At 61.6% G+C, this 19,390-nt stretch carries 18 protein-coding genes; 8 read left to right on the forward strand and 10 right to left on the reverse strand.

What is annotated here, in order from left to right:
• Nucleotides 1–4 precede the first annotated feature (4 nt).
• Together V3W39_RS29350 and V3W39_RS29355 are read right to left on the reverse strand one after the other, a co-directional pair.
• Nucleotides 5–1,192, reverse strand: coding sequence for an efflux RND transporter periplasmic adaptor subunit (locus V3W39_RS29350; protein WP_256348429.1), 1,188 nt, complete (start codon nucleotides 1,190–1,192; stop codon nucleotides 5–7).
• Between the two features lie 29 nt (nucleotides 1,193–1,221).
• Nucleotides 1,222–2,757 carry an efflux transporter outer membrane subunit gene (locus tag V3W39_RS29355; RefSeq protein WP_256348430.1) on the reverse strand — a complete coding sequence of 512 codons (1,536 nt, stop codon included), beginning with the start codon at nucleotides 2,755–2,757 and terminating at the stop codon, nucleotides 1,222–1,224.
• 407 nt (nucleotides 2,758–3,164) lie between these two features.
• On the opposite strand from V3W39_RS29355, the gene V3W39_RS29360 reads away from it, so the two are divergent.
• From V3W39_RS29360 to V3W39_RS29375, 4 genes are all read left to right on the forward strand, one after another.
• Complete coding sequence (locus tag V3W39_RS29360) at nucleotides 3,165–4,118, forward strand: ABC transporter substrate-binding protein (RefSeq protein ID WP_177130492.1); 954 nt, start codon at nucleotides 3,165–3,167, stop codon at nucleotides 4,116–4,118.
• 23 nt (nucleotides 4,119–4,141) lie between these two features.
• Nucleotides 4,142–5,473, forward strand: a complete 1,332-nt coding sequence (locus tag V3W39_RS29365) for an LLM class flavin-dependent oxidoreductase (RefSeq protein ID WP_330213871.1) — start codon at nucleotides 4,142–4,144, stop codon at nucleotides 5,471–5,473.
• A gap of 98 nt (nucleotides 5,474–5,571) precedes the next feature.
• On the forward strand, nucleotides 5,572–7,518 hold the full coding sequence (locus V3W39_RS29370; protein ID WP_330213872.1) for a hybrid sensor histidine kinase/response regulator: 1,947 nt from the start codon (nucleotides 5,572–5,574) through the stop codon (nucleotides 7,516–7,518).
• Between the two features lie 32 nt (nucleotides 7,519–7,550).
• Nucleotides 7,551–8,138, forward strand: coding sequence for a dTMP kinase (locus V3W39_RS29375; protein ID WP_177044357.1), 588 nt, complete (start codon nucleotides 7,551–7,553; stop codon nucleotides 8,136–8,138).
• Between the two features lie 126 nt (nucleotides 8,139–8,264).
• Here the strand turns inward: V3W39_RS29375 and V3W39_RS29380 are convergent, their stop codons facing one another.
• Nucleotides 8,265–9,014: an SDR family oxidoreductase gene (locus tag V3W39_RS29380; RefSeq protein WP_177077769.1), complete on the reverse strand. Its 750-nt coding sequence runs from the start codon at nucleotides 9,012–9,014 to the stop codon at nucleotides 8,265–8,267.
• A gap of 99 nt (nucleotides 9,015–9,113) precedes the next feature.
• Here V3W39_RS29380 and V3W39_RS29385 point away from each other — a divergent pair, with 99 nt between their 5' ends.
• The 3 genes from V3W39_RS29385 to V3W39_RS29395 all read left to right on the forward strand — a co-directional run bounded on the left by V3W39_RS29385 (nucleotide 9,114) and on the right by V3W39_RS29395 (nucleotide 12,444).
• Nucleotides 9,114–9,473: a winged helix-turn-helix transcriptional regulator gene (locus V3W39_RS29385; RefSeq protein ID WP_259195696.1), complete on the forward strand. Its 360-nt coding sequence runs from the start codon at nucleotides 9,114–9,116 to the stop codon at nucleotides 9,471–9,473.
• A 279-nt stretch (nucleotides 9,474–9,752) separates the two neighbouring features.
• A complete protein-coding gene (locus V3W39_RS29390) occupies nucleotides 9,753–11,234 on the forward strand; it encodes an APC family permease (protein ID WP_177077773.1) in 1,482 nt (493 codons plus the stop codon).
• A 13-nt stretch (nucleotides 11,235–11,247) separates the two neighbouring features.
• Nucleotides 11,248–12,444 carry an iron-containing alcohol dehydrogenase gene (locus tag V3W39_RS29395; RefSeq protein ID WP_330213873.1) on the forward strand — a complete coding sequence of 399 codons (1,197 nt, stop codon included), beginning with the start codon at nucleotides 11,248–11,250 and terminating at the stop codon, nucleotides 12,442–12,444.
• Here V3W39_RS29395 and V3W39_RS29400 read toward each other — a convergent pair.
• On the reverse strand, nucleotides 12,421–13,317 hold the full coding sequence (locus V3W39_RS29400; RefSeq protein WP_177121083.1) for a LysR family transcriptional regulator: 897 nt from the start codon (nucleotides 13,315–13,317) through the stop codon (nucleotides 12,421–12,423). The genes V3W39_RS29395 and V3W39_RS29400 overlap by 24 nt on opposite strands.
• A gap of 146 nt (nucleotides 13,318–13,463) precedes the next feature.
• Between V3W39_RS29400 and V3W39_RS29405 the strand changes: the two genes are divergently transcribed.
• Nucleotides 13,464–14,666 carry a multidrug effflux MFS transporter gene (locus V3W39_RS29405; protein ID WP_177044288.1) on the forward strand — a complete coding sequence of 401 codons (1,203 nt, stop codon included), beginning with the start codon at nucleotides 13,464–13,466 and terminating at the stop codon, nucleotides 14,664–14,666.
• 38 nt (nucleotides 14,667–14,704) lie between these two features.
• Here V3W39_RS29405 and V3W39_RS29410 read toward each other — a convergent pair whose 3' ends face one another.
• From V3W39_RS29410 to V3W39_RS29435, 6 genes are all read right to left on the reverse strand, one after another.
• A complete protein-coding gene (locus V3W39_RS29410; protein WP_330213874.1) occupies nucleotides 14,705–15,004 on the reverse strand; it encodes a DUF971 domain-containing protein in 300 nt (99 codons plus the stop codon).
• Nucleotides 15,001–15,954 carry a HEAT repeat domain-containing protein gene (locus V3W39_RS29415; RefSeq protein WP_259195688.1) on the reverse strand — a complete coding sequence of 318 codons (954 nt, stop codon included), beginning with the start codon at nucleotides 15,952–15,954 and terminating at the stop codon, nucleotides 15,001–15,003. Before V3W39_RS29415 ends, V3W39_RS29410 begins: the two co-directional genes overlap by 4 nt.
• Nucleotides 15,951–16,790, reverse strand: a complete 840-nt coding sequence (locus tag V3W39_RS29420) for an ABC transporter ATP-binding protein (RefSeq protein ID WP_330213875.1) — start codon at nucleotides 16,788–16,790, stop codon at nucleotides 15,951–15,953. The genes V3W39_RS29415 and V3W39_RS29420 overlap by 4 nt, the downstream gene beginning before the upstream one ends.
• Nucleotides 16,790–17,572 (reverse strand): ABC transporter permease, encoded by a 783-nt coding sequence (locus V3W39_RS29425; protein ID WP_330213876.1) that lies wholly within the window; start codon nucleotides 17,570–17,572, stop codon nucleotides 16,790–16,792. Before V3W39_RS29425 ends, V3W39_RS29420 begins: the two co-directional genes overlap by 1 nt.
• Nucleotides 17,573–17,584: 12 nt before the next feature.
• On the reverse strand, nucleotides 17,585–18,991 hold the full coding sequence (locus V3W39_RS29430) for an ABC transporter substrate-binding protein (RefSeq protein WP_330213877.1): 1,407 nt from the start codon (nucleotides 18,989–18,991) through the stop codon (nucleotides 17,585–17,587).
• A gap of 122 nt (nucleotides 18,992–19,113) precedes the next feature.
• Nucleotides 19,114–19,359: a 4Fe-4S dicluster domain-containing protein gene (locus V3W39_RS29435; RefSeq protein WP_003217650.1), complete on the reverse strand. Its 246-nt coding sequence runs from the start codon at nucleotides 19,357–19,359 to the stop codon at nucleotides 19,114–19,116.
• Between the last annotated feature and the right edge of the window lie 31 nt (nucleotides 19,360–19,390).

A 19,390-nucleotide genomic window follows, 5' to 3' on the forward strand; every position in this document is an offset into this window, starting at 1 on the left:
ACCTTTAGTGTTCTTGGGGAGTCGGCGCCGGATCGTTCAGCGGCGCGGCGCTGTTATCGACTTTCACCGGCGAGCCATTCTTGAGCTTCATCTGGCCGCTGGTGATCAGCAGGTCGCCTTCCTTCACGCCCGACAGAATGGCGACTTGGTCGCCCCGGGTTGGCCCGGTCTTGATGAAGGTCTGTTGCGCCGTGAGTACCTCCTCGCCTTTGTCGTTCTTGCTGGAGGTGGCGATGAATACCGTGGTGCCGTAAGGGTTGTAGGTGACCGACGTCTGCGGAACGGTGAGGTAGCGTTGGGTCGCGCCGGAGGTGACCACGGCGCGGGCAAACATCCCGGGCACCAGGCTTTGCTTGGGGTTGTCGACGGTGGCTTCTACAGTGACGTTGCGCGTGGTCGAGTCGAACTGGGTGTCGATGGTGCTGACCTTGCCCGTGAAGGTTTGATTGGAGAGGCCGTCGGCCGTCACCGACACCCCTTGGCCGATGGCGATGGCTTCCAGTTGGGTCTGGGGCACGGTGAAGTCGATGTAGATCGGATCAAAGGTCTGCAACGTAGCGATCTTGTCGCCGGGGTTGAGGTATTGCCCGGGGTTGACGCTGGTGATCCCGATGCGCCCGGCAAACGGTGCGCGGATGGTTTTTTTCGCCACCAGCGCCCGCTGTTGTTCGGCGGCGGCGAGCTTGGCTTTCAGGTCGGCGGTGTCGGTGTCGACTTGGGCCTGGGAGATGGCGTTGACCGCCAGCTGCGCCTTGTCACGCTTGAGGACGATCACCGCCAGGTCGGCCGTGGCTTCAAGGGAATGCAGTTGCGCGATGTCCGAGTCGGCGTTCAGTTGCACCAGCAGCGCCTGGGCCGCCACTTGCTGCCCGGGCGTGAAGCCGAGGGTGCGCACGATGCCGCCCACCTCGGTGGTCACGTCCACCCCGCGGACAGCCTTCATCGAACCCACGGCGGTGACATTGGGTTGCCAATCGCTGAAGGGCACTTTCATGGCCGTGACCACGGCAGCGGGCAGGGGCTGCTTGGACTGGGCAATCAACGCCGAAATCTGCACGAACTTCACCCCGGCGATGATCGCGACAATCACCAGCACCACCACGATCATGATGATCATCGGCCGCCACAGTCGACGCTTGCGCGGTGCGCCGGGCTCGGGTGGCAGGGGAGAGGCAGTAATGACGTCAGCCATGGGTGTTCTCACTGTTTCAATGATTCAGTTCAGTCGAACCGTGCCGAATCGGCAGGCGCTGCCTTGTTCTTGGCCGGCATGATCTCGTTCCACGACGGCAAGCCGAAGCGATCCGGTTTGCCCTTGGTGGCGGGGTCTACATCTGTTCGGTTCCACCAACCGCCACCCAGTGCCTGGAAGAGCGCAGTGGTATCGCTGTAGCGCGAGGCCTGCGCCTTGACGCGGGACAGCACGGTGTTCTGGTAGGTTTGCTGGGCCGTCAGCAGGTTGATGTACGCCACGGCGCCGAGCTTGAACTGCGCCTGCACCAGGTCCAGGTTGGCTTGCGCGGAACGCTCGGCTACCACTTGCTGGTTCAGCGCGTCAGCATCGGCCTCCAGCGCCCGCAGGGCGTTGGCCACGTCCTGGAACGCACCAATCACGGTGCCACGGTAGCGGGCCGCCGACTCGTCGTAGGCTGCCACGGCGGCACGCTTGCGATGTTCGAGGGCACCGGCATCAAAGATCGGTTGGGTGATCGACCCGGCCAGGCTCCACACGCCACTGCCCGCCGAAAACAGCTTGGTCCCGCTGGCCACCGTGGAGCCCACGGACCCGGTGATGCTGAACTGCGGCAACTGATTGGCCACGGCCACGCCGATGTTGGCGCTGGCCTGGTGCAGTTGCGCCTGGGCGGAGCGCACATCGGGCCGCTGGCCGACGATGGCCGAGGGCAGGCTGACCGGCAGTTCTTCCGGCAAGTGCAGGGAGGCCAGGTTGAAGCGCTCGTCGCGGTCCTGGTTGGGAAACCGGCCGAGGTAGGCCATCAACTGGTTGCGGGTCTGCGCCAATTGCTTCTGCAGGGGCGGCAAGCTGGCACGGGTTTGCGCCAATGCGGTCTGTTGCGTGAGGACATCGCTGTCACCGATGGCACCCAGCCGCCGCTGCGCCTGCAGCACGTCGAGCTGGTCGCTCTGGAGCCGGACGATTGCCTCGGTTGAGGCGATTTGATCACGTATCGACGCCAGGCTGACCGCAGTATTGACCACATTGGAGGTCAGGGTGAGGTACGTCGCCTCCAGCTGGAAGCGTTCGTACTCGGCCTGGGCGGACGTGGATTCGATTTGCCGGCGCGTGCCGCCGAACACGTCCGGGGCATAGGACACACTCAACGATGCCGAACTCACCGTGAGAATCGGCGACTCCGGCAGGCCCGAGGTGACGCCCGATACTTTCTCCCGGGCTTTTTGCACATTGCCGCTTACGGAAGGAAACAACGACGCCTGGTCGGCATAGACCAGCTCGTTGGCCTGGCGCAACGCGGCTTGAGCGGCCGTCACATCCGGGTTGGCGCGCAAGGCTTCTTCCACCAGCGCGTTAAGGTCCGGCGAGCGGAACAGCGTCCACCATTGCCCGGGAATATCCATCCCGGCGATCAGCCGCTGCGCTGCGCCGCCGGCGTCGATATCGGCCTTGGCGGTAGCCGTGAGTTTTTCCCGTGAATAATCGGCATTCGCCGGCACTTCGGGCCGCGCGAAATCCGGCCCGACGGTGCAGCCGGCGAGGGCGATGCACAGCAGGCTCAAGGGAGCCAGGAGGTGTGGTTGTCGAAAAAGGGCGCGAGTCAGCGCCACTTGTTGCGGTCCCGATGCAAGCTGCCGAGGCTGCTCTTTCATATTTACTCTGATTAATCAGTTGGTTAACTGTTTTCTGTAGTGAGCAATAAATGCGGGTGCATCGGGCCGGGGCGCTGGATAATGGCTCGAGATTAGCCGAATTCAGATCAGTGTAGGTGGTGCGGCCGGGTACGCAATGTCAGCGCACGCGGATCTTCAATGAAAATGCATTGTGCGCATTAATATCGAATTACGTTATGCGTTATAGGTATTTTACAGGCGACCTTTTGCCCCTCATGGTAGGCCTCCCTACGAATACTGCCGAGACCGCGCGCGCGGATCGACTTGAAATGCCTGAGCAGGCATCTGGAGCGAACGTGCGTTATCTGACAAAACTGGCGGCCGGGTTGGCCGCCTTGCTGTGCCTCACTGCGAACGCGCAAACGCTGGTGGTGGGTGACCAAAGTTACAACGCCCAGGCCGTGATGGAAGCGGCGGGGGTGCTGGATGATGTGCCCTATACCCTTGAATGGAAGCAATTCACTGCGGGATCACCCGTCGCCGAGGCGCTCAACACCAACAGCCTGGACATCGGCCTGCTCGGCGATGCGCCCGTGTTGTTCCTCGGTGCACTGGGCGCGCCGATCAAGGTAATCGCCATCAGCCGGCAAAATCTCGACGGCGTGGCCATCCTGGTGAAAAAGGATTCGTCGATCCACAGCCTTGCCGACCTGAAAGGCAAGCGCGCCGCCATCTGGAAAGGCTCCTGGAGCCAGCAGTTGCTGCTGACTGCACTGGATAAAGCCGGCGTGCCAAAGGACTCACTGGAACTGCGCTACCTCAGCGCGCTGGATGCTTCCCATGCGTTGGAGGGCGGTTCAGTTGACGTCATCGCCACCTGGGAACCCTACGTCACCCAACAGGAACGCCAGGGCGCGCGGGTTCTGGCGACGGCTGACGGATTGATCCCGGCCCAGAGCTTTGTTGCCGCCAGCACCAAGGCCGTCGACACCAAGCGTGCGCAAATCAGCGATTTTCTTCAACGCCTGAAAAAAGCCCGTGACTGGACACGCCAAAGCCCGGCCAACGCCGACGCCTACGCGGATGCCTGGGCCAAACGCACCCGGGCAGACGCCGATATAGCCCGCGCCTGGTTCGCCCGGGCACGCACCACGGTGGAGCCGGTGACCGCCCAATCGCCTGTGGAAGCGCAAAAGACCGTGGACTTTTTCGCAAGCCAGGGACTGGTCAAGTCTTACCCGGCAGCCAAGCTGTTCGACGATTCCTTCGCCGCAGCCTTGCAGCCCGCCGTCGCCAAAACCCAGCCCTGAACGCCTCAAGGAATACGTTAGACATGACCAAACGACAGCTCAAACTTGGCGCCTTGACCATGGGCTGTGGCGGGCCCGGTCGCCACAATCTATGGCTTGATCCCGAACTGCCAGCCGATGCCAGCGTCAACGTCGACTGGTACATCGACATCGCACGCCAGGCCGAGGCGGCACTGTTCGACTTGATGTTTATCGTCGACAGCCAGTTCATCACACCCGGCTCGCCATCCCATTACCTCAACCGGCTGGAACCGCTCACGCTGCTCTCGGCACTGGCCGTAAGCACTCGGCATCTGGGCCTGGTTGGCACGCTGACGACCTCCTACAACTCGCCATATAACGTCGCACGGCGCCTGGCTTCGCTCGACCTGATCAGCAAAGGCCGTGCGGGCTGGAACGTGGTGACCAGCGGAGACGCCGGCACCGCCGGCAACTACAGCCGCGACGAACACTACGACTACGACACCCGCTATGGCCGGGCCGCCGAACACGTCCAAGTGGTGCAGGGCCTGTGGAACTCCTATGAGGAAGACGCGTTTGTGCGCGACAGGACTACGGGCCAGTTCCTCGACCCGAGCAAATTGCATAGCCTGAACCACAAGGGCGAGCACTTTTCCGTGGTCGGCCCGCTGAATATCCAGCGCTCACCCCAAGGCCAACCGGTGATCTTCCAGGCCGGTGATTCGGAGCAAGGCCGCGACCTGGGCGCCGCCACCGCCGATGTCATCTTCACCCACGCCGCCAGCATCGAGCAGGGCCAGGCGTTTTACCGAGACATAAAGGGCAGGGCACAGCGACATGGCCGTGATCCCGGACAATTGCTGGTGATGCCCGGCGCTGAAATCTATGTGGGTGATACTGATGAGCATGCCCGGGAAATCGAGCAGCACTACCATCAGGCCGACCATAGTTTTGAGCTGGCACTGAAGGAGTTCGGCCGCAATTTCGGCTGGCATGATTTCAGTCAGTACGACCTGGATGCGCCGTTCCCACAGGAGAGTCTGGAGGCGGCACGCAGCAGCTTTTTTACCAATGCCAAGCGCATTGCCGATCAGGCACGGGAGAAAGGTTTTACGTTGCGCCAGGCGGTGGAGTTTGGTCGGCAACTGCGGCCGGGGGCGTTTGTGGGATCGGCGGCGACGGTCGCCCGAAAGATGGCGGACTGGTTTGAAGCGCGGGCGGTGGATGGCTTCAACATCTATATCGGGCATCCTCAGCAGTTCAAGCGGTTTACCCAGGAAGTCATCCCATTGTTGCAGGAACACGGCGTGTATCGCACGGCGTATGAAGGGACGACGCTTCGGGAAAGCCTGGGGTTGGAGATTCCACGATTTGCCCGCGGCAGGAGTGTCTGATTCAAAAAGAAGCTGTTCAGGTTAATAAACCGGTTGGCAGGGGATTTTTTTAGACATACTGAGGGTTCTAACCACTCATTTGTCCCGAGGCTGTCCTGATGCCATCCGAACCTGCCAGCGGGCCTTTCAATCAGGACGACCGTTATCGGCTGCTCGTCGACGCAGTGGTCGACTACGCCATCTATATGCTTGATACGAACGGGTTGATTTGCAGCTGGAACTCGGGCGCGAAGAAGATCAAGCAATACGAACAAAGCGAAGTGCTGGGCAAGCATTTTTCGCTGTTCTACACCCCGCAAGACCTGGCCTCGGATCTGCCGGGCCGCGCTCTCAAGAGCGCCGAACAGTCAGGCCGCTTTGAGGGCGAAGGCTGGCGCCTCAGGAAAGATGGCACGCGCCTATGGGCGTTGGTCATTATCGACCCGATACGCGCCGACGATGGCACGCTGATCGGCTTCGCAAAAGTCACACGGGACCTGACCGAGCGCAAGGCTGCGGAGCAGGCCCTGCGCCAGAGTGAGCAGCAATTCAGCCTGCTGGTACAGGGCGTGACCGACTACGCGCTCTATATGCTGGACCCCCACGGCGTGATCACCACCTGGAACGCCGGTGCCCAGCGCATCAAGGGTTATGAGCCGGCAGAAGTCATCGGCAAACATTACTCCATGTTTTTCCAGCGTGAAGACGTCGACAACAACGTCCCGCAGCGCGCCCTCGAAACGGTTGTGCGCGAAGGTCGCTATGAAGGGCAAGGCCGGCGTCTGCGCAAGGACGGCACGGGATTTGTGGCTCATGTGGTGATCGACCCGATCAAGAATGAGCTAGGCGAGCTGGTGGGTTTCGCGAAGATCACACGGGACGTGACCGAGAGTGTTCAGGCCCAACAGGAGATCAAGGAAACCCGCGAGGCTTTGTTCCAGTCCCAGAAAATGGAATCCCTGGGCCAGCTTACCGGCGGTATCGCCCATGACTTCAACAACCTGCTCATGGTGATCCTTGGCTGCCTTGAACTGGCCAAGAAGCGCGTTCCACAAGACTCGAAAATCTATTCCCTGTTGAATAACGCGATCGCTGGTGCCGAACGGGGCGCGACGCTTACCCAGCGAATGCTGGCCTTTGCCCGTCGCCAGGAACTGGATCCGCAGCCTGTGGATGTGGGTGGCCTGATCAGAAACATGTCTGATCTGCTGTCCCGGATTTTAGGGGCTGGCATCAGCGTAGACACACAGTTTCCGCTGATCTTGCGGCCGGTATTGGTCGACATGAGCCAACTGGAAATGGCCTTGATGAACCTGGCCATCAACGCCCGGGACGCAATGGAAGGTCGGGGACGGATTCTGATTTCGGCGAGGGAAGATTCGTTTCCCGGCAGGCCGAATGAATCCGAAAGATTGATTTGCATCTCTGTCATCGACACCGGCCCCGGGATGAATGACGCGACCCTGCAAAGGGCCATGGAGCCGTTTTTCACCACCAAAGGCGCGGGAAAAGGCACCGGGCTTGGCCTTTCGATGGTGCACGGCCTGGCGGCACAATCACAGGGCCACTTTGTGTTGAAAAGCACGGAGGGAGAGGGCACAACCGCAGAGCTTTGGTTACCGGTGGCGGTGATGGAGACCACGCAGTCGCCAGCGCAGGCATCAATAGCAAACACGCCAGACGTCGCCCATCAGCGAAGCCTCGACATTCTGCTGGTAGACGATGACCCACTGGTGCTCATCAGCACCGGGGCGATGCTTGAAGACCTGGGCCATCATGTCGTGTTGGCGGCAGACGGCCAGGCGGCGCTGTCTTTCCTGGCCCAAGGCAAGCGTTTTGACCTGGTGGTCACCGACATGGCAATGCCGGACATGACCGGCATTGAGCTCGCCGGCAATATCGAGTCGCTGTTTCCCACGCTTCCTATCATTCTTTCGTCAGGATTTTCCGAGATTACCCTGGATATCAAAACCACATTGACGCGACTTCCCAAACCATTTGACCAAGCTGCATTGGCGAAGGTAATCGCCGAAACCCTGCGCACCCGGATTGAAAAGCCGTGTTGAGCCAGGCGGTTGATCGTCCGCTGTTTGTATCTATGGATGGGCCCAAGGGCACCGGTAAAACCACACTGTTGGAAGCCGTTACGAAAGTACTGAGGGCGGGCAATAAAAAGGTGATCCGGCTTTGCGAGAGAAAAAGCGATCCCTACAGAAGTGAAACAATGGCCCTCGTTAACCAGCTTGCCAGAAGTCCGAGTCGGGATTTGGAGTGGGAAGTGTGCGAGCGCTTTGCGGATAGCCGTGCGTGGATTTCCCGGCATGTGCTGGCTGAACAGCCGCCGGGCAGTATCGTCTTGATTGATCGCTGGTATCCGTCTGATGCCGCGTTTCGCCGCACCGTCCCGATGGAAGAGATCCTGCGGCTGAACATTGACCGAAACGTGCAAGTGCCGGACCTGCATGTCGGGGTTGTCACCGCGCCTGAAGTTTCATGGGCAAGGGCTGCTGCGCGCCGGCGTGGGCTGAGTAGCACGGTGATGCATAAGCTGGACGAACATGTCGCCAGTACCCAGGCGTTCGAACGAGCGGTTGCAGATCACGGTTGGGTCTTATGCCGGAATGAAGGAACGATTGAGGGGGCGACGTTGCAGGTGGTTTCCGAGATTTATAAAGTCCTGGGATGACAGGTGGGTCACTGGGCTGCCATAGCCTGGTACGTGATTTAACATAATATACATTATGCGTAATCATATGATTCGCTATCAGGGGCAGTGCCAGTCAGATTTCAACTGGCAAAACCCCTCTGGTGATCAAACCTGAGCAAACCCACCATCGACGAACATTTCGCTACCCGTCATAAAGCTGCTCTCGTCCGATGCCAGAAACAACGCGGCTGCAGCAACTTCTTCAGCCTTGCCGATACGCCCCAGAGGTAGCTGCGCCGTCATGTCATCGATGATTGCATCCTTCTGACCTGTCGCCGAAAGCGCCAGGTCCAGCCCTGGTGTCGAGATCGGCCCGGGCGACAGCACGTTGATGCGTATCCCCGTGCCTTTGAGATCCAGCGCCCAGCTCCTGGCGAAATTACGCAGCGCCGCCTTTGTGGCGCTGTACACGCTGAATGCCGGTGTGCCCATGGTGCCCGTCGTCGAGCCCGTCAGGATAACCGAGCCGCCTGCGTGCATCAGTGGCAAGGCTTTTTGTACGGTGAATAACGTGCCTTTGACGTTGATGCCAAAGGTGCGGTCAAACGACGCTTCGGTGATCGATCCGATCGGCTCGAAATCTCCCAGCCCTGCGTTGGCGAACAGGATGTCGATACGACCTTTATCCGCTTTGACTTGCGCGTAGATTCGGTCAAGGTCATCCAGGTTTGAAATGTCACCCTGAATGGCTACGGTTCCAGCGCCAATGATCTGCAGCGCTTTATCCAGTTCCTCTTGCCGACGCCCCACGATAACGACTTGCGCGCCTTCTGCAGCAAAACGTATGGCAGTGGCCAAGCCGATACCGCTGTTGCCGCCGGTGATCAGTGCAATTTTTCCGTTGAGCCTGCTCATGTTGGTTTCCCAAAAAAGTTGAGGCCCAACTGTAGATCCGCGCATTCTATTTGAATAGTATGCACCTTTTGGTAAGTACCCAATTCAGTGAGTGACGTCATGGCGAACAACACCTTCAATTGCGGACTCGATGCTGCCCTGGCAGTGATTGGCGGGAAATGGAAACCACTGGTCCTTTACCATCTGGCGCAGGACGTTCATCGATACGGCGAGCTGCGGCGCGCGATTGGTGGCGTGACCGACAAGGTGCTGATCCAGCAATTGAAGGAGCTGGAACGCGATGAAATCATCGCTCGTATCGACTACAAGGAAATCCCGCCGAAGGTGGAATACTCCCTGACCCCGTTCGGGCACTCGCTGGCCAAGGCGTTGGGGGCGTTGTGCCAATGGGGCACCGAGCACATGCAGACGGTTGAACGCATCAGTGAGGCCCGTACAAGCGCCCTCACCCAGCCTTAAGCTCACCCAAATACCCAACTCAACTAAATGGATATTTAGTTGAGTTAAATCAATATGTTAAGAATAACAGTCCGATAATACGATGTTTCCAGCGCTCCTCTCCCGCCCGTAATACATCAACAAATCCAGATGCCAGCCTCAGCACATATGGATTTCTCAAGATGTTTTAACCCTCTAAGCTCCCCTCACTCCTTCCCGTGAAGGACCAAGCGTCGTCGGTACGCCCTGACCACAAGGGCGATCCTAAAAATAATGTGTCTGCCGACTCAAGGAATCCCCATGTCCCTTCTACCTGGGCACCAAAGTGCTGATGAGCGCCTGCTCCACAGCCAAGGCTACGATCAACAATTGCATCGTGGCCTGTCTCTCTGGTCTTCGTTTTCCGTAGGATTTGCCACGGTTTCCCCCGTGGTCGGTATCTATTCCGTGATGTCCCTGGGCGCCATGAGTGCCGGCCCTTCCTGGGTCTGGATCGTGCCGTTGTGCCTCGCGCTGCAACTGCTGGTTGCTTTGGTGTATGCCGAACTCGCCTCGCAATACCCGCTGGCCGGCGGCTGTTACCAATGGGTCAAGCGCCTGGCCGGCGACCGTTGGGCCTGGTTTACCGGGTTCATGTACCTGGCTTCGGCGCTGGCCTCCCTGACCACCGTGGCCTACCTCGGCGGCTTCTGGTTGTGGCTGTTTTTCACCGCAGAACCACCCGCCGCCAATGCCCAGGTGTTCAGTGGCGCGGTGCTGTTGTTGCTGGGGCTCGGGGTTAACCTGTTCGGCATCAACCCGCTCAAGTATTTCGTCAACGCGGGCATCGTGGCCGAAGCAATCGCGTCCATTGGCATTGGCGTGCTGTTGCTGGTGTTTTTCCGCAACCATTCCTTTTCGATGGTGTTTGAAGGCCTGACGGCCACCCAGGCAAGTGACGGTACGTATTTTTCCGGTTTCCTCACCGCCATGGCCGTTGGCGGCTGGGCGTTCCTGGGGTTCGATGCATGCTCGCAGGTGTCGGAAGAAACCGCCGACGCCCGCACCTCGACGCCCCGGGCCATCCTGCGCTCGATGATCCTGGTGGGCTTGACCGTGATGCTCACCGCCTTCGCAGTCACTCTCTCTTACTCCGACACGGCCGCGATGGTCTCGGGCAGCGTCGTCGATCCCGTAACGCCTGCCGTTGTCGATGCCTTCGGTGCCTGGTCGGAACGGCCGTTCGTAGCCGTGGTGCTGGTGGCGTTCATCGCCTGTGTGGTGTCGGTGCAAACCTACATTGGCCGTGCGGTATTCGGCATGGCCCGAGACTCGATCCTGCCGGCCTCCACGCTGTTACGCCGGGTAGACAAGCGCAAAGTCCCGTTCGCCGCGATGGTGTTCAGCACCCTGTTTGCCAGCTTCGGCCTGGCGCTGGGTTTGAACGCCACAGCAGTGGGCACGCTGATCGCCTTCGGCAGTGGCGGCTTCTTCGTGGTGTTTTTGATTGTGGTGACGTGCGCCCTGCTCGCCCGCCTGAACGGCAAATGGAAAGCCGAACCCGGCACTTTCAGCCTCGGCCGCTGGGGGATCGCGGTCAATCTCGCCGCCTTCTTCTGGCTGGTGTTCGAAAGCATCAACGTGGCCTGGCCACGGGAATCCCTCGCGCCACCCGGTGCGCCATGGTTCCAGGTGTGGGCAGTGATTCTGGTGTTCTCGATTCTCGCGGTCCTCGGCCTGATCTACATGTTCTGGGCCAAGCCCTATCAACGCACCGTCACCCCACACCTGCGCACCCACTGACACGGAGTTTCAAATGTCTTCCCTTCACTATTGGAATTACCCCACAGAGATTTTCTGCGGGCCGGGCGCGCTGGACGTGGTCGCCGAGCGCTGCAAGTTACTCGGGATGCGCAAACCTTTGCTGGTAACCGACCCCGGCATGAAGGCGCTGGAACCGTTGGCCATGCTGAAAGCCCACCTGAGCCAGGCCGATATTCCGTTCGCCGTCTTCAGCGAGATCACCAGCAACCCGACCCTCGATGACGTGGCTCGGGGCGTGGCCACCTTCCAGGCCGGCGGCCATGATTCGTTGATTGCCCTGGGTGGTGGCAGCGCGATGGACGCTGCCAAAGGCATCAGCCTGGCCGCCGTCGACCGTCATGGCCTGACGCGTTTCGAATGGTCCCAGGTCATCACGCGCTACCCGAGCCTGGCGGACTTTCCGCGCCTGGGCCTGCCACGTTTGATTGCCCTGCCGACCACCGCAGGCACAGGCTCGGAACTGGGACGCGAAGCGGTGCTGACCCTGAGTGAACAGAACATCAAACAGGTGATCAGCCACCCGGAGTTACTCCCGGCGACGGTCATTCTCGACCCGGTACTCACCCGCGGCCTGCCGCCCGCCTTGACGGCAGCCACCGGCATGGACGCCCTCACCCACCACATCGAGGCCTTTTGCTCGCCGCTGTATCACCCGATGTCGTCCGGCGTGGCCGTGGAAGGCGTGCGCCTGATCCAGCAGCATCTGGTGAACGCCCATGCCGATGGCCAGGACATGGTTGCCCGCGAAGGCATGTTGGTGGCTTCGGCGATGGCGGCGGTGGCCTTTCAAAAAGGCCTGGGTGGCGTACACGCCCTCGCCCACCCTTTGGGTGCCCGTTACCACAAACATCACGGGTTGTTGAATGCGAGCCTGTTGCCCTACGTGCTGGTGGCCAACCGCGAAGTGATCAGCCAAGACATTGCGCGACTTGCGCGCTACCTGGAACTGCCGCAAGCGGATTTCAACGGTTTCCTTGAGTGGGTCTTGGCGCTGCGCCAACGCCTGGGCATCCCGCACACCCTGGCTGACATCGGCCTCGACGCCGACGCCGCGCCCTGGGTCGGCGAGCAGGCGGTGGCCGAGATTTCCTCGTCAGACACCAATGCCCGGCCCCTCAATGCCAACGACTACAGCCAGATCTTTCGCAACGCCGTACATGGCGAACTAGACCTGGTGCTCCGCCCGTAGGTCATCCATAAACGCGCGCACCGCCTCGCTCTGCGGGTGCCCGATGTGCGTGATCAAACTGTGTTGCACCGCGTAATGCAGCGTTTCGGGGTGCAGCGCACGCATCTTCCCGCTGTCCAGCCATGGCCGGGCGTAATGGGCTGGCAAATAGCCCAGATGCGTCCCGGCCAATACGCCATGGGCCACAGCTTCCATGTGGTGGGCCGTGGCGGATGCGCGCAGCGGTGTCACCGGCAGCACCTGGTCGGCCGGCAGGAAGCCATGCTTGATCCAGTCGCTGGCCTGCAGCTGTTCCAGGCTCGGCGACTCCACGTCAAACAATGGATGTTGATCCCCACAGAAAATGCCGATCGCCTCCGTGTACAGCGGCTGGTAAGCCAGGGTGGGTAACGGCCGGCTGAAATACGAGATGGCCATGTCCAGTTGGCCGTCGATCACCGCCAACTCCAATTCCGTGGGCGAGTTGACGAAGATGTGCAGGTGCATGTCGTGTTCACGCTGATAAAACCGTGCAATGGCCGCGTCGATCCGGGCCGTGGGCAAGGTCGCGATATTGTCCGCCAGCCCCAGGTACAGATCGCCCACCAGGCGCCCGGAAAGGTCCTGGGCCTCATCGCGAAACGCATCCACCGCGCCAAACAACACCGACGACGCCTGGAGGATCCGCTGGCCTTTTTCGGTCAGGCGAAACCCACCCTTGCCACGCTCGCAAAGCCGATAGCCCAGGCGCTTTTCCAACCCGGAAATATGCGTGCTGATGTTGGATTGGCTCATGTTCAACTCGGCCTGGGCCGCCGTGAACCCACCGCATTTGACCACCGTAGAAAAGATCCGCAGCAAGCGCAGGTCCATGTCCGTTACGTTTCTGAGCACTGGCATTCCCGGCGAGCAAAAAGAACTCCATTCAACGTCAGCGCCCCGCCAGCGTCAATGTGTAGCCAGTCTGTAAACACCGGCTTGTATCCCCAACAAGCGGTCACTAAGCTGGCCGCTCTTTTTTACCGTCGCCCGGAACCTCCATGCCCCGAAGTATCGCCCACCTCGCCCTGCTGCTGGGGTTGATCACCGCCGTCGGCCCCTTCGCCATCGACAGCTACCTGCCGGCCCTGCCGACCTTGGGCGCCAGCCTGCACGCCTCGCCTGCTGCCGTGCAGATGAGCCTCACGGTGTTCTTCATGATCATCGGGGTGTGCCAGTTGTTCTACGGGCCGATCAGCGATGTGTTCGGTCGCAAGCCGCCGATCTATGCCGGCCTGGTGATTTTCATCGTGGGCAGTATTGGCTGCGCCCTGGCGCCAAACATCGAAGTGCTGATTGGCTTCCGGGCCCTGCAGGCCTTTGGCGCCTGCGCCGGGATGGTGATTCCCCGGGCGATTGTCCGTGACCTGTACACCGGCCATGAAGCGGCACGCTTGATGGCACTGTTGATGCTGGTGGTGAGTATTTCACCGATCCTGGCGCCATTGGCCGGCAGCCTGGTCATTGCGGTGTGGAGCTGGCGCGAAGTGTTCTGGGTACTCGCGGTGGCCGCCGTGCTGTGCCTGATCATGACCGCCGTGCAACTGCCGGAAACCCATCCCGCCGAACGCCGCCTGGGCAAGACCCTGGGCAATGCGTTCGGCAGCTACGGCGCGTTGCTGCGCGATCCGGTGTTTACCGGGTTGTCGGTGGTGGGCGGTTTTGGCCTGGCGACCTTCTTTGTATTTATCGGCAGCGCGCCGTTCGTGTACATCGAGTACTACGGGTTGACGCCTACCCAATTCAGCCTGTGCTTCGCCCTCAACGCCGCCTCGTTTTTTGCCCTCAGCCAACTCACGGCGCGCTTGAGTGCCCGCTTCGGTCTGGCGCCGCTGATTCGCTGGTCGGTGGCCGGCGTCGCAACGGTCATGACCCTGCTGGCACTCACCACCCTGTGGGCCAACAGCCTGCCGTTGATGATGACGCTGCTGTTTATCGGTTTTGGTTTCCTCGGGCTCCTGTTGCCCGCCGCCGGGGTGTTGTCCCTGGAAGACCACGGCGCGGTGGCCGGTTCTGCATCCGCGCTGCTGGGCGCGATCCAGATGATCACCGCCGCTGCGTGCATGGCGGTGGTGGGTGTGTTTGCCGATCATACACCGGCGCCGATGCTGATCGGCATCGCCCTGAGTGCGGTGGCGGCGATGCTGACTGCGTGGTGGACCCTCAACCGATTGCCGGCGCACCTGGCCGGCACTGGGTCATAACGGCGAAGGCGCAGAGTGAGTTACACCGTGGCATTTTTCTAGTCCGACGCAGCCCCGGCCGGTGGCTCCATCTGTGCCAAATAAGCCCACGGGTAAATCCCCCGCTGGTGCCCGTCGCTGAAGACCAACTGCACGCCATATCCCTGGGAATGGATTTCCAGCACCCGCACGCCGTCCGACACCAGCGGCGGCGTGCCTCTCAACCGAAACGCCCGGCACTGTGAGCATGGGCATTCACGGCGCAGGCGGGCGTGGTCGATCCACTGCACGCCCTCGCGCCACTCCAGCCTCAAGCGCCCCTCGTCATCCCGGCCAATGCGTTCTGGCGCGCTGTTCATTGCAGCTGTGCCAGGGCAATGCGTACGGCCTTGCGCACTTCCGGGTCGCCATCGTCGGCGGCATCCCGCAGCGGGCCAAGGGCTTGGCGGTCGCCCAACTCCCCCAGCGCCAGGGCGGCTTCCTTGCGCAGGTTACTGATGCTGTGGCCCAGCGCCAGGATCAGCGCTTGCAACGCCGGTGCGTATCGCAAGCGTCCCAGGCTGCGGGTGGCGCGCAGGCGGACTTGCCAATAGTCATCGGCCAGCGCCTTGATCAAGGCGTCGCCGGCACTGGCGCTGCCAACTTTGCCCAGGGTGGTCGCGGCCTCTTCGCGCACTTGCCAGGTGGCGTCCTGCAACGCCTGATACAGCGCCGGCAGTACCCGATCATCACTGGCCAGGCCCAGGGCGCCGGTGGCGGCTCGGCGTACTTCGGTATCCGGGTCGGTGCTGGCCAAGGTCGCCAAGGCGTCCAGGGCCGGCAGATGTTTGAGCCAGCCGAGCACGCCCACGGCTTCGCGACGTACGCCGGCATCGGCATCGTTCAGCGCCAGCAGGGCTGACGGCGCCGCGGCTTCCAGGCGCAACTCGCGCAGTGCCCGGAATATCGCGGTGCGTACGCTGACATCGGCGTGGCTGGTCCACGGCAGTAATAACCGGCCCGCCTGCGTTGTCTTGAGTACGCTCAAACTCTGGGCGGCAGCGTCACGTACCGACGCCTCGGTGTCGGTGAGTGCCTGGCACAGTGCCTCGACCACCTCGTCTTCTTCCCACGCCTCCAGCAGGCTGGCGGCCTGGGCGCGCACATCGGTGGCCGGGTCGTTGCCCAGGCTGTCCACCAGCCACACCAGGCCGTCGGGGTCTTCGAGGTCGGCCAGCTCAATCAGGGCGATCCGGCGCATGCCGGCATCCGCCGCCTGCAGCCGTGGGCGCAGGGCCTCGATGTCGGGGTTTTCGGTTTCATAGGTCATATGGCAAATCGCGGTCTTGGGTGATCGTTGGGCAGCCCGAGCGGGTTCAGCCGTGGCAACTGGCGTCCATCTTCGTGGTGCAGCAGGTCCAGGCAATGACGCTTGAGGTGGGTAAATTCCGGGGAAGTCATCAGCTCCGTGCTGCGTGGCCTCGGGAAGGTCAGCTGGAAGTCTTCGATGATGCGTCCGGGGCGCGGGCTCATCACCAGGATGCGGTCGGCGAGGAACAACGCTTCGTCGATGTCATGGGTGACAAACACCACGGTGGTGCGGATGCGGGTCCAGATGTCCAGCAGCAAGACCTGCATTTTCATGCGGGTCAGGGCGTCCAGCGCGCCGAAGGGTTCGTCCATCAACAGGAGGCTGGGACGGTTGATCAGCACCCGGGCAATTTCCACCCGCTGCTGCATGCCGCCGGACAACTGGTTGGGCCAGCGCTCGGCAAAGCCTTCCAGGCCTACCAGTTGAAGAATCTCATCGGCCGCGGCGAGGCGCTCGGCTTTGCCCACGCCGCGCATCTTCAGGCCGAAGGCGACGTTTTCGCGCACCGAGCGCCAGGGAAACAGCGTGTGTTGCTGAAACACCATGCCGCGCTGCTGGGACGGCCCGACCACCGGCTGGCCGTCCATTTCCAGGGTGCCCAGGCTCGGGGTGAGGTGCCCGGCCAGGGCACCGAGCAAGGTCGACTTGCCACACCCGGACGGCCCGAGAATGCACACGAACTGCCCCGGTTCGATCCTGCAATCCAGGGCCTTTACCGCCTCGAACGCCTGCTGCTTTTCGCCCAATACAATGGACAAGCCGCGTATGTCGACACGGCCCTCAAGATGACTCATCAGGCTTTACCTCGTGGTCGATGCCAGGGAGTGAACAGTGCGCCAAGGCGCTTGACCAGCAAGCTGCTGCCCATGCCCAGCACCCCGATCAACAGCATGCCGACGACAATGTCGGCATAGTTCTGGATGGTGTAGGACTCCCAGGTGTAATAGCCGATACCGTACTGGCCGGAGATCATTTCCGCCGTCACCAGGCAGAACCACGAGGTGCCCATGCCGATCGCCAGGCCGGTAATGATGCTCGGCGCAGCGCCCGGCAGAATCACTTCCAGCAGGATCGCCCGGCGCCCTGCCCCCAGGCTGCGCGCCGAGGCGATCAGCCGTGGGTCGACGCCTTCCACGCCATGCACCGTGTTGAGCAACACCGGAAACAGCGCACCGGTGAAGGTGATGAAGATCATCGACAGCTCAGATGAGGGAAACATCAGGATCGCCAGCGGGATCCAGGCCACCGCCGGGATCGGCCGGATCACCTCCAGGGGCGGCAGCAGCAGGTCTTCGGCCCACTTCCAGCGGCCAATCGCGATGCCCAGGCCAATCCCCACCAGCGCTGCCGCCAGGTAGCCCTCGAATACCCGGGTCAAGCTTGCGCCCAGGTGCCGGGCGAGCTTGCCCGAGTCCACCAGGCCCAGGGCAGCCTGCACCACGGAACCCGGTGTGGGCACGTTGGCAAAGGTCACCAGGCCCAGGTTCCAGTGCAGGCTGGCCGCCAACTGCCAGAACAGCAGGCATAACAGCAATGAAGCGGCCTTGGGCAACCAGCGCCATGGGGTGCTTGTCATGAATGCGCTCCCTCAGCGACCGGCAACGGCCTGCGCGCCGGCGTCGGTAAAGTTGAACACCTTGCCGCCCTGGGCCTGGGCGAACTGCTGCGCCTGGCCCTTGAGCAGGAATGCACTGAGCTGGCCTTGCTGGTTGGTGGCAAACCAGGCCTGGCTCGCCAGCAACTTGATGCCGCTGTCCTCGGCCTGGGCATACACCGCGCGCACGGCCTTGCCTTGTTTGTTCAGGCTGTCCAACGCGGTGAATGCGGCTTCGGCCGATGCGTAATTGCGCACCTTGGGCTCACCCTTGACCCAGATTTGCGCGACATGCTTCCAGTCGGTGATCGGCGCGCCGCTCAGGGCGTCGTTGGCCTTCAGCGGTGCCTGGGCGTAGTTGCCCAATTGCGCCTCGTAGTCCAGGCCCGACGCCTTGAACGCGGCGCGGATGTACTGGTCGTTGATAAAGGTATTGAGGTCCAGCCCGCGGTCGGCTTTTTTCAGCAGCTTGAGGGTGTCGATGGCGGTGCCCACGGCCTGGCGGTATTCGGGTTTCCAGCTCAGGTCGCGGGTCTGTACCCCCAGCGGGCCATGGAACAGGTAGTTGACCTCGGCTTCAACGCCGGTGACTTTTTCGATCAGTTCGCTGTACTTCTCCGGCTCTGCCGCCAGCAACTGATTGGCTTCGATGCTCGCACGCAGGTAGGCGACGACGACTTCCGGGTACTGTTTGGCATAGCCCTCATCCACCAGCGCGCCGTGGAATGTCGGGGTGTTGGATTGCGAGCCATCGTAGATCTTGCGGGCAAACCCACGGTTGGGGAACAACTCGCCAAACGGCACAAAGTCCGCATGGGCGTCGATCTTGTTGGCCTGCAACGCCGAACCCGCCACTTCGGGCGCCTGGGCAATGATATTGACGTCCTTGAGCGGGTCCCAACCCTGGGCCGCTACGGCGCGCAACAACATGCCATGGGCCGTCGAGGCGAATGGCACGGAAATGGTCTTGCCCTTGAGGTCCGCCAGGGACTGGGCGCTGGAAGCGGTCGGCACCACGATGCCGTTGCCGCTGCCCTTGATATTGCCCGACAGCACGCTGATAAACAGGCTGTGCTTGCCCGCCGCCTCGAACGCCACGCCATTGAAGGCACCGGGGAAGTCGGCCATCGCGCCGAAGTCCAGTTTGCCGGCGACCATTTCATTGGTCAGCGGCGCGCCACTGGTGAAGTTTTTCCACTGGATGTCGTAGGTGGCGTCCTTGTACTTGCCGTCGTGTGGCAGGTACTTGTCCAACAGCCCCAGCTCGCGGATCAGCAAGCCGCCCGCCGCGCAGTTGATGGTGGTGTCCTGGGTGCCGATGGCCACCCGGATCGTTTGGGCCTGAGCCGGCAGGCCCAGGGAAGCCAGCACCAGGCCGGCCAGCGTTACGCGCAATAACATTGGGTGTTTCCCCTCGAATCATGGTTTAAGGAATCGTCTCCGCCACGGTCTGGCGTGGTGGGAAACGAGGGGGTGTTGCTCGGGCGGCGTCCGGGGTTGGCGGATGGCTTTTGCGGCAGGTCTCAGCGCAGCAGGTACGGGATCTCGACCTTGACTGCGCCGGTGGGGCAATCTTTTTCGCAGGGCATGCAGTACCAGCATTCATCGAAGGCCATGTACGCTTTCTGCGTTGCCGGATTGATCGCCAACAGGTCCATCGGGCACACGTCGACGCAGACCGTGCAGCCTTTTTCGGCGATGCACTTGTCTTCGTCCACCGTCACCGGGGCGTTGGAACGGAAGAATATTTCCTGGGGCTGATAGGCCATTTCACGGTGTCCTGTGGTGAGCGAGCTTGGG

Source organism: Pseudomonas sp. Z18(2022) (assembly GCF_036346535.1).
GTDB lineage: Bacteria > Pseudomonadota > Gammaproteobacteria > Pseudomonadales > Pseudomonadaceae > Aquipseudomonas > Aquipseudomonas yamanorum_A.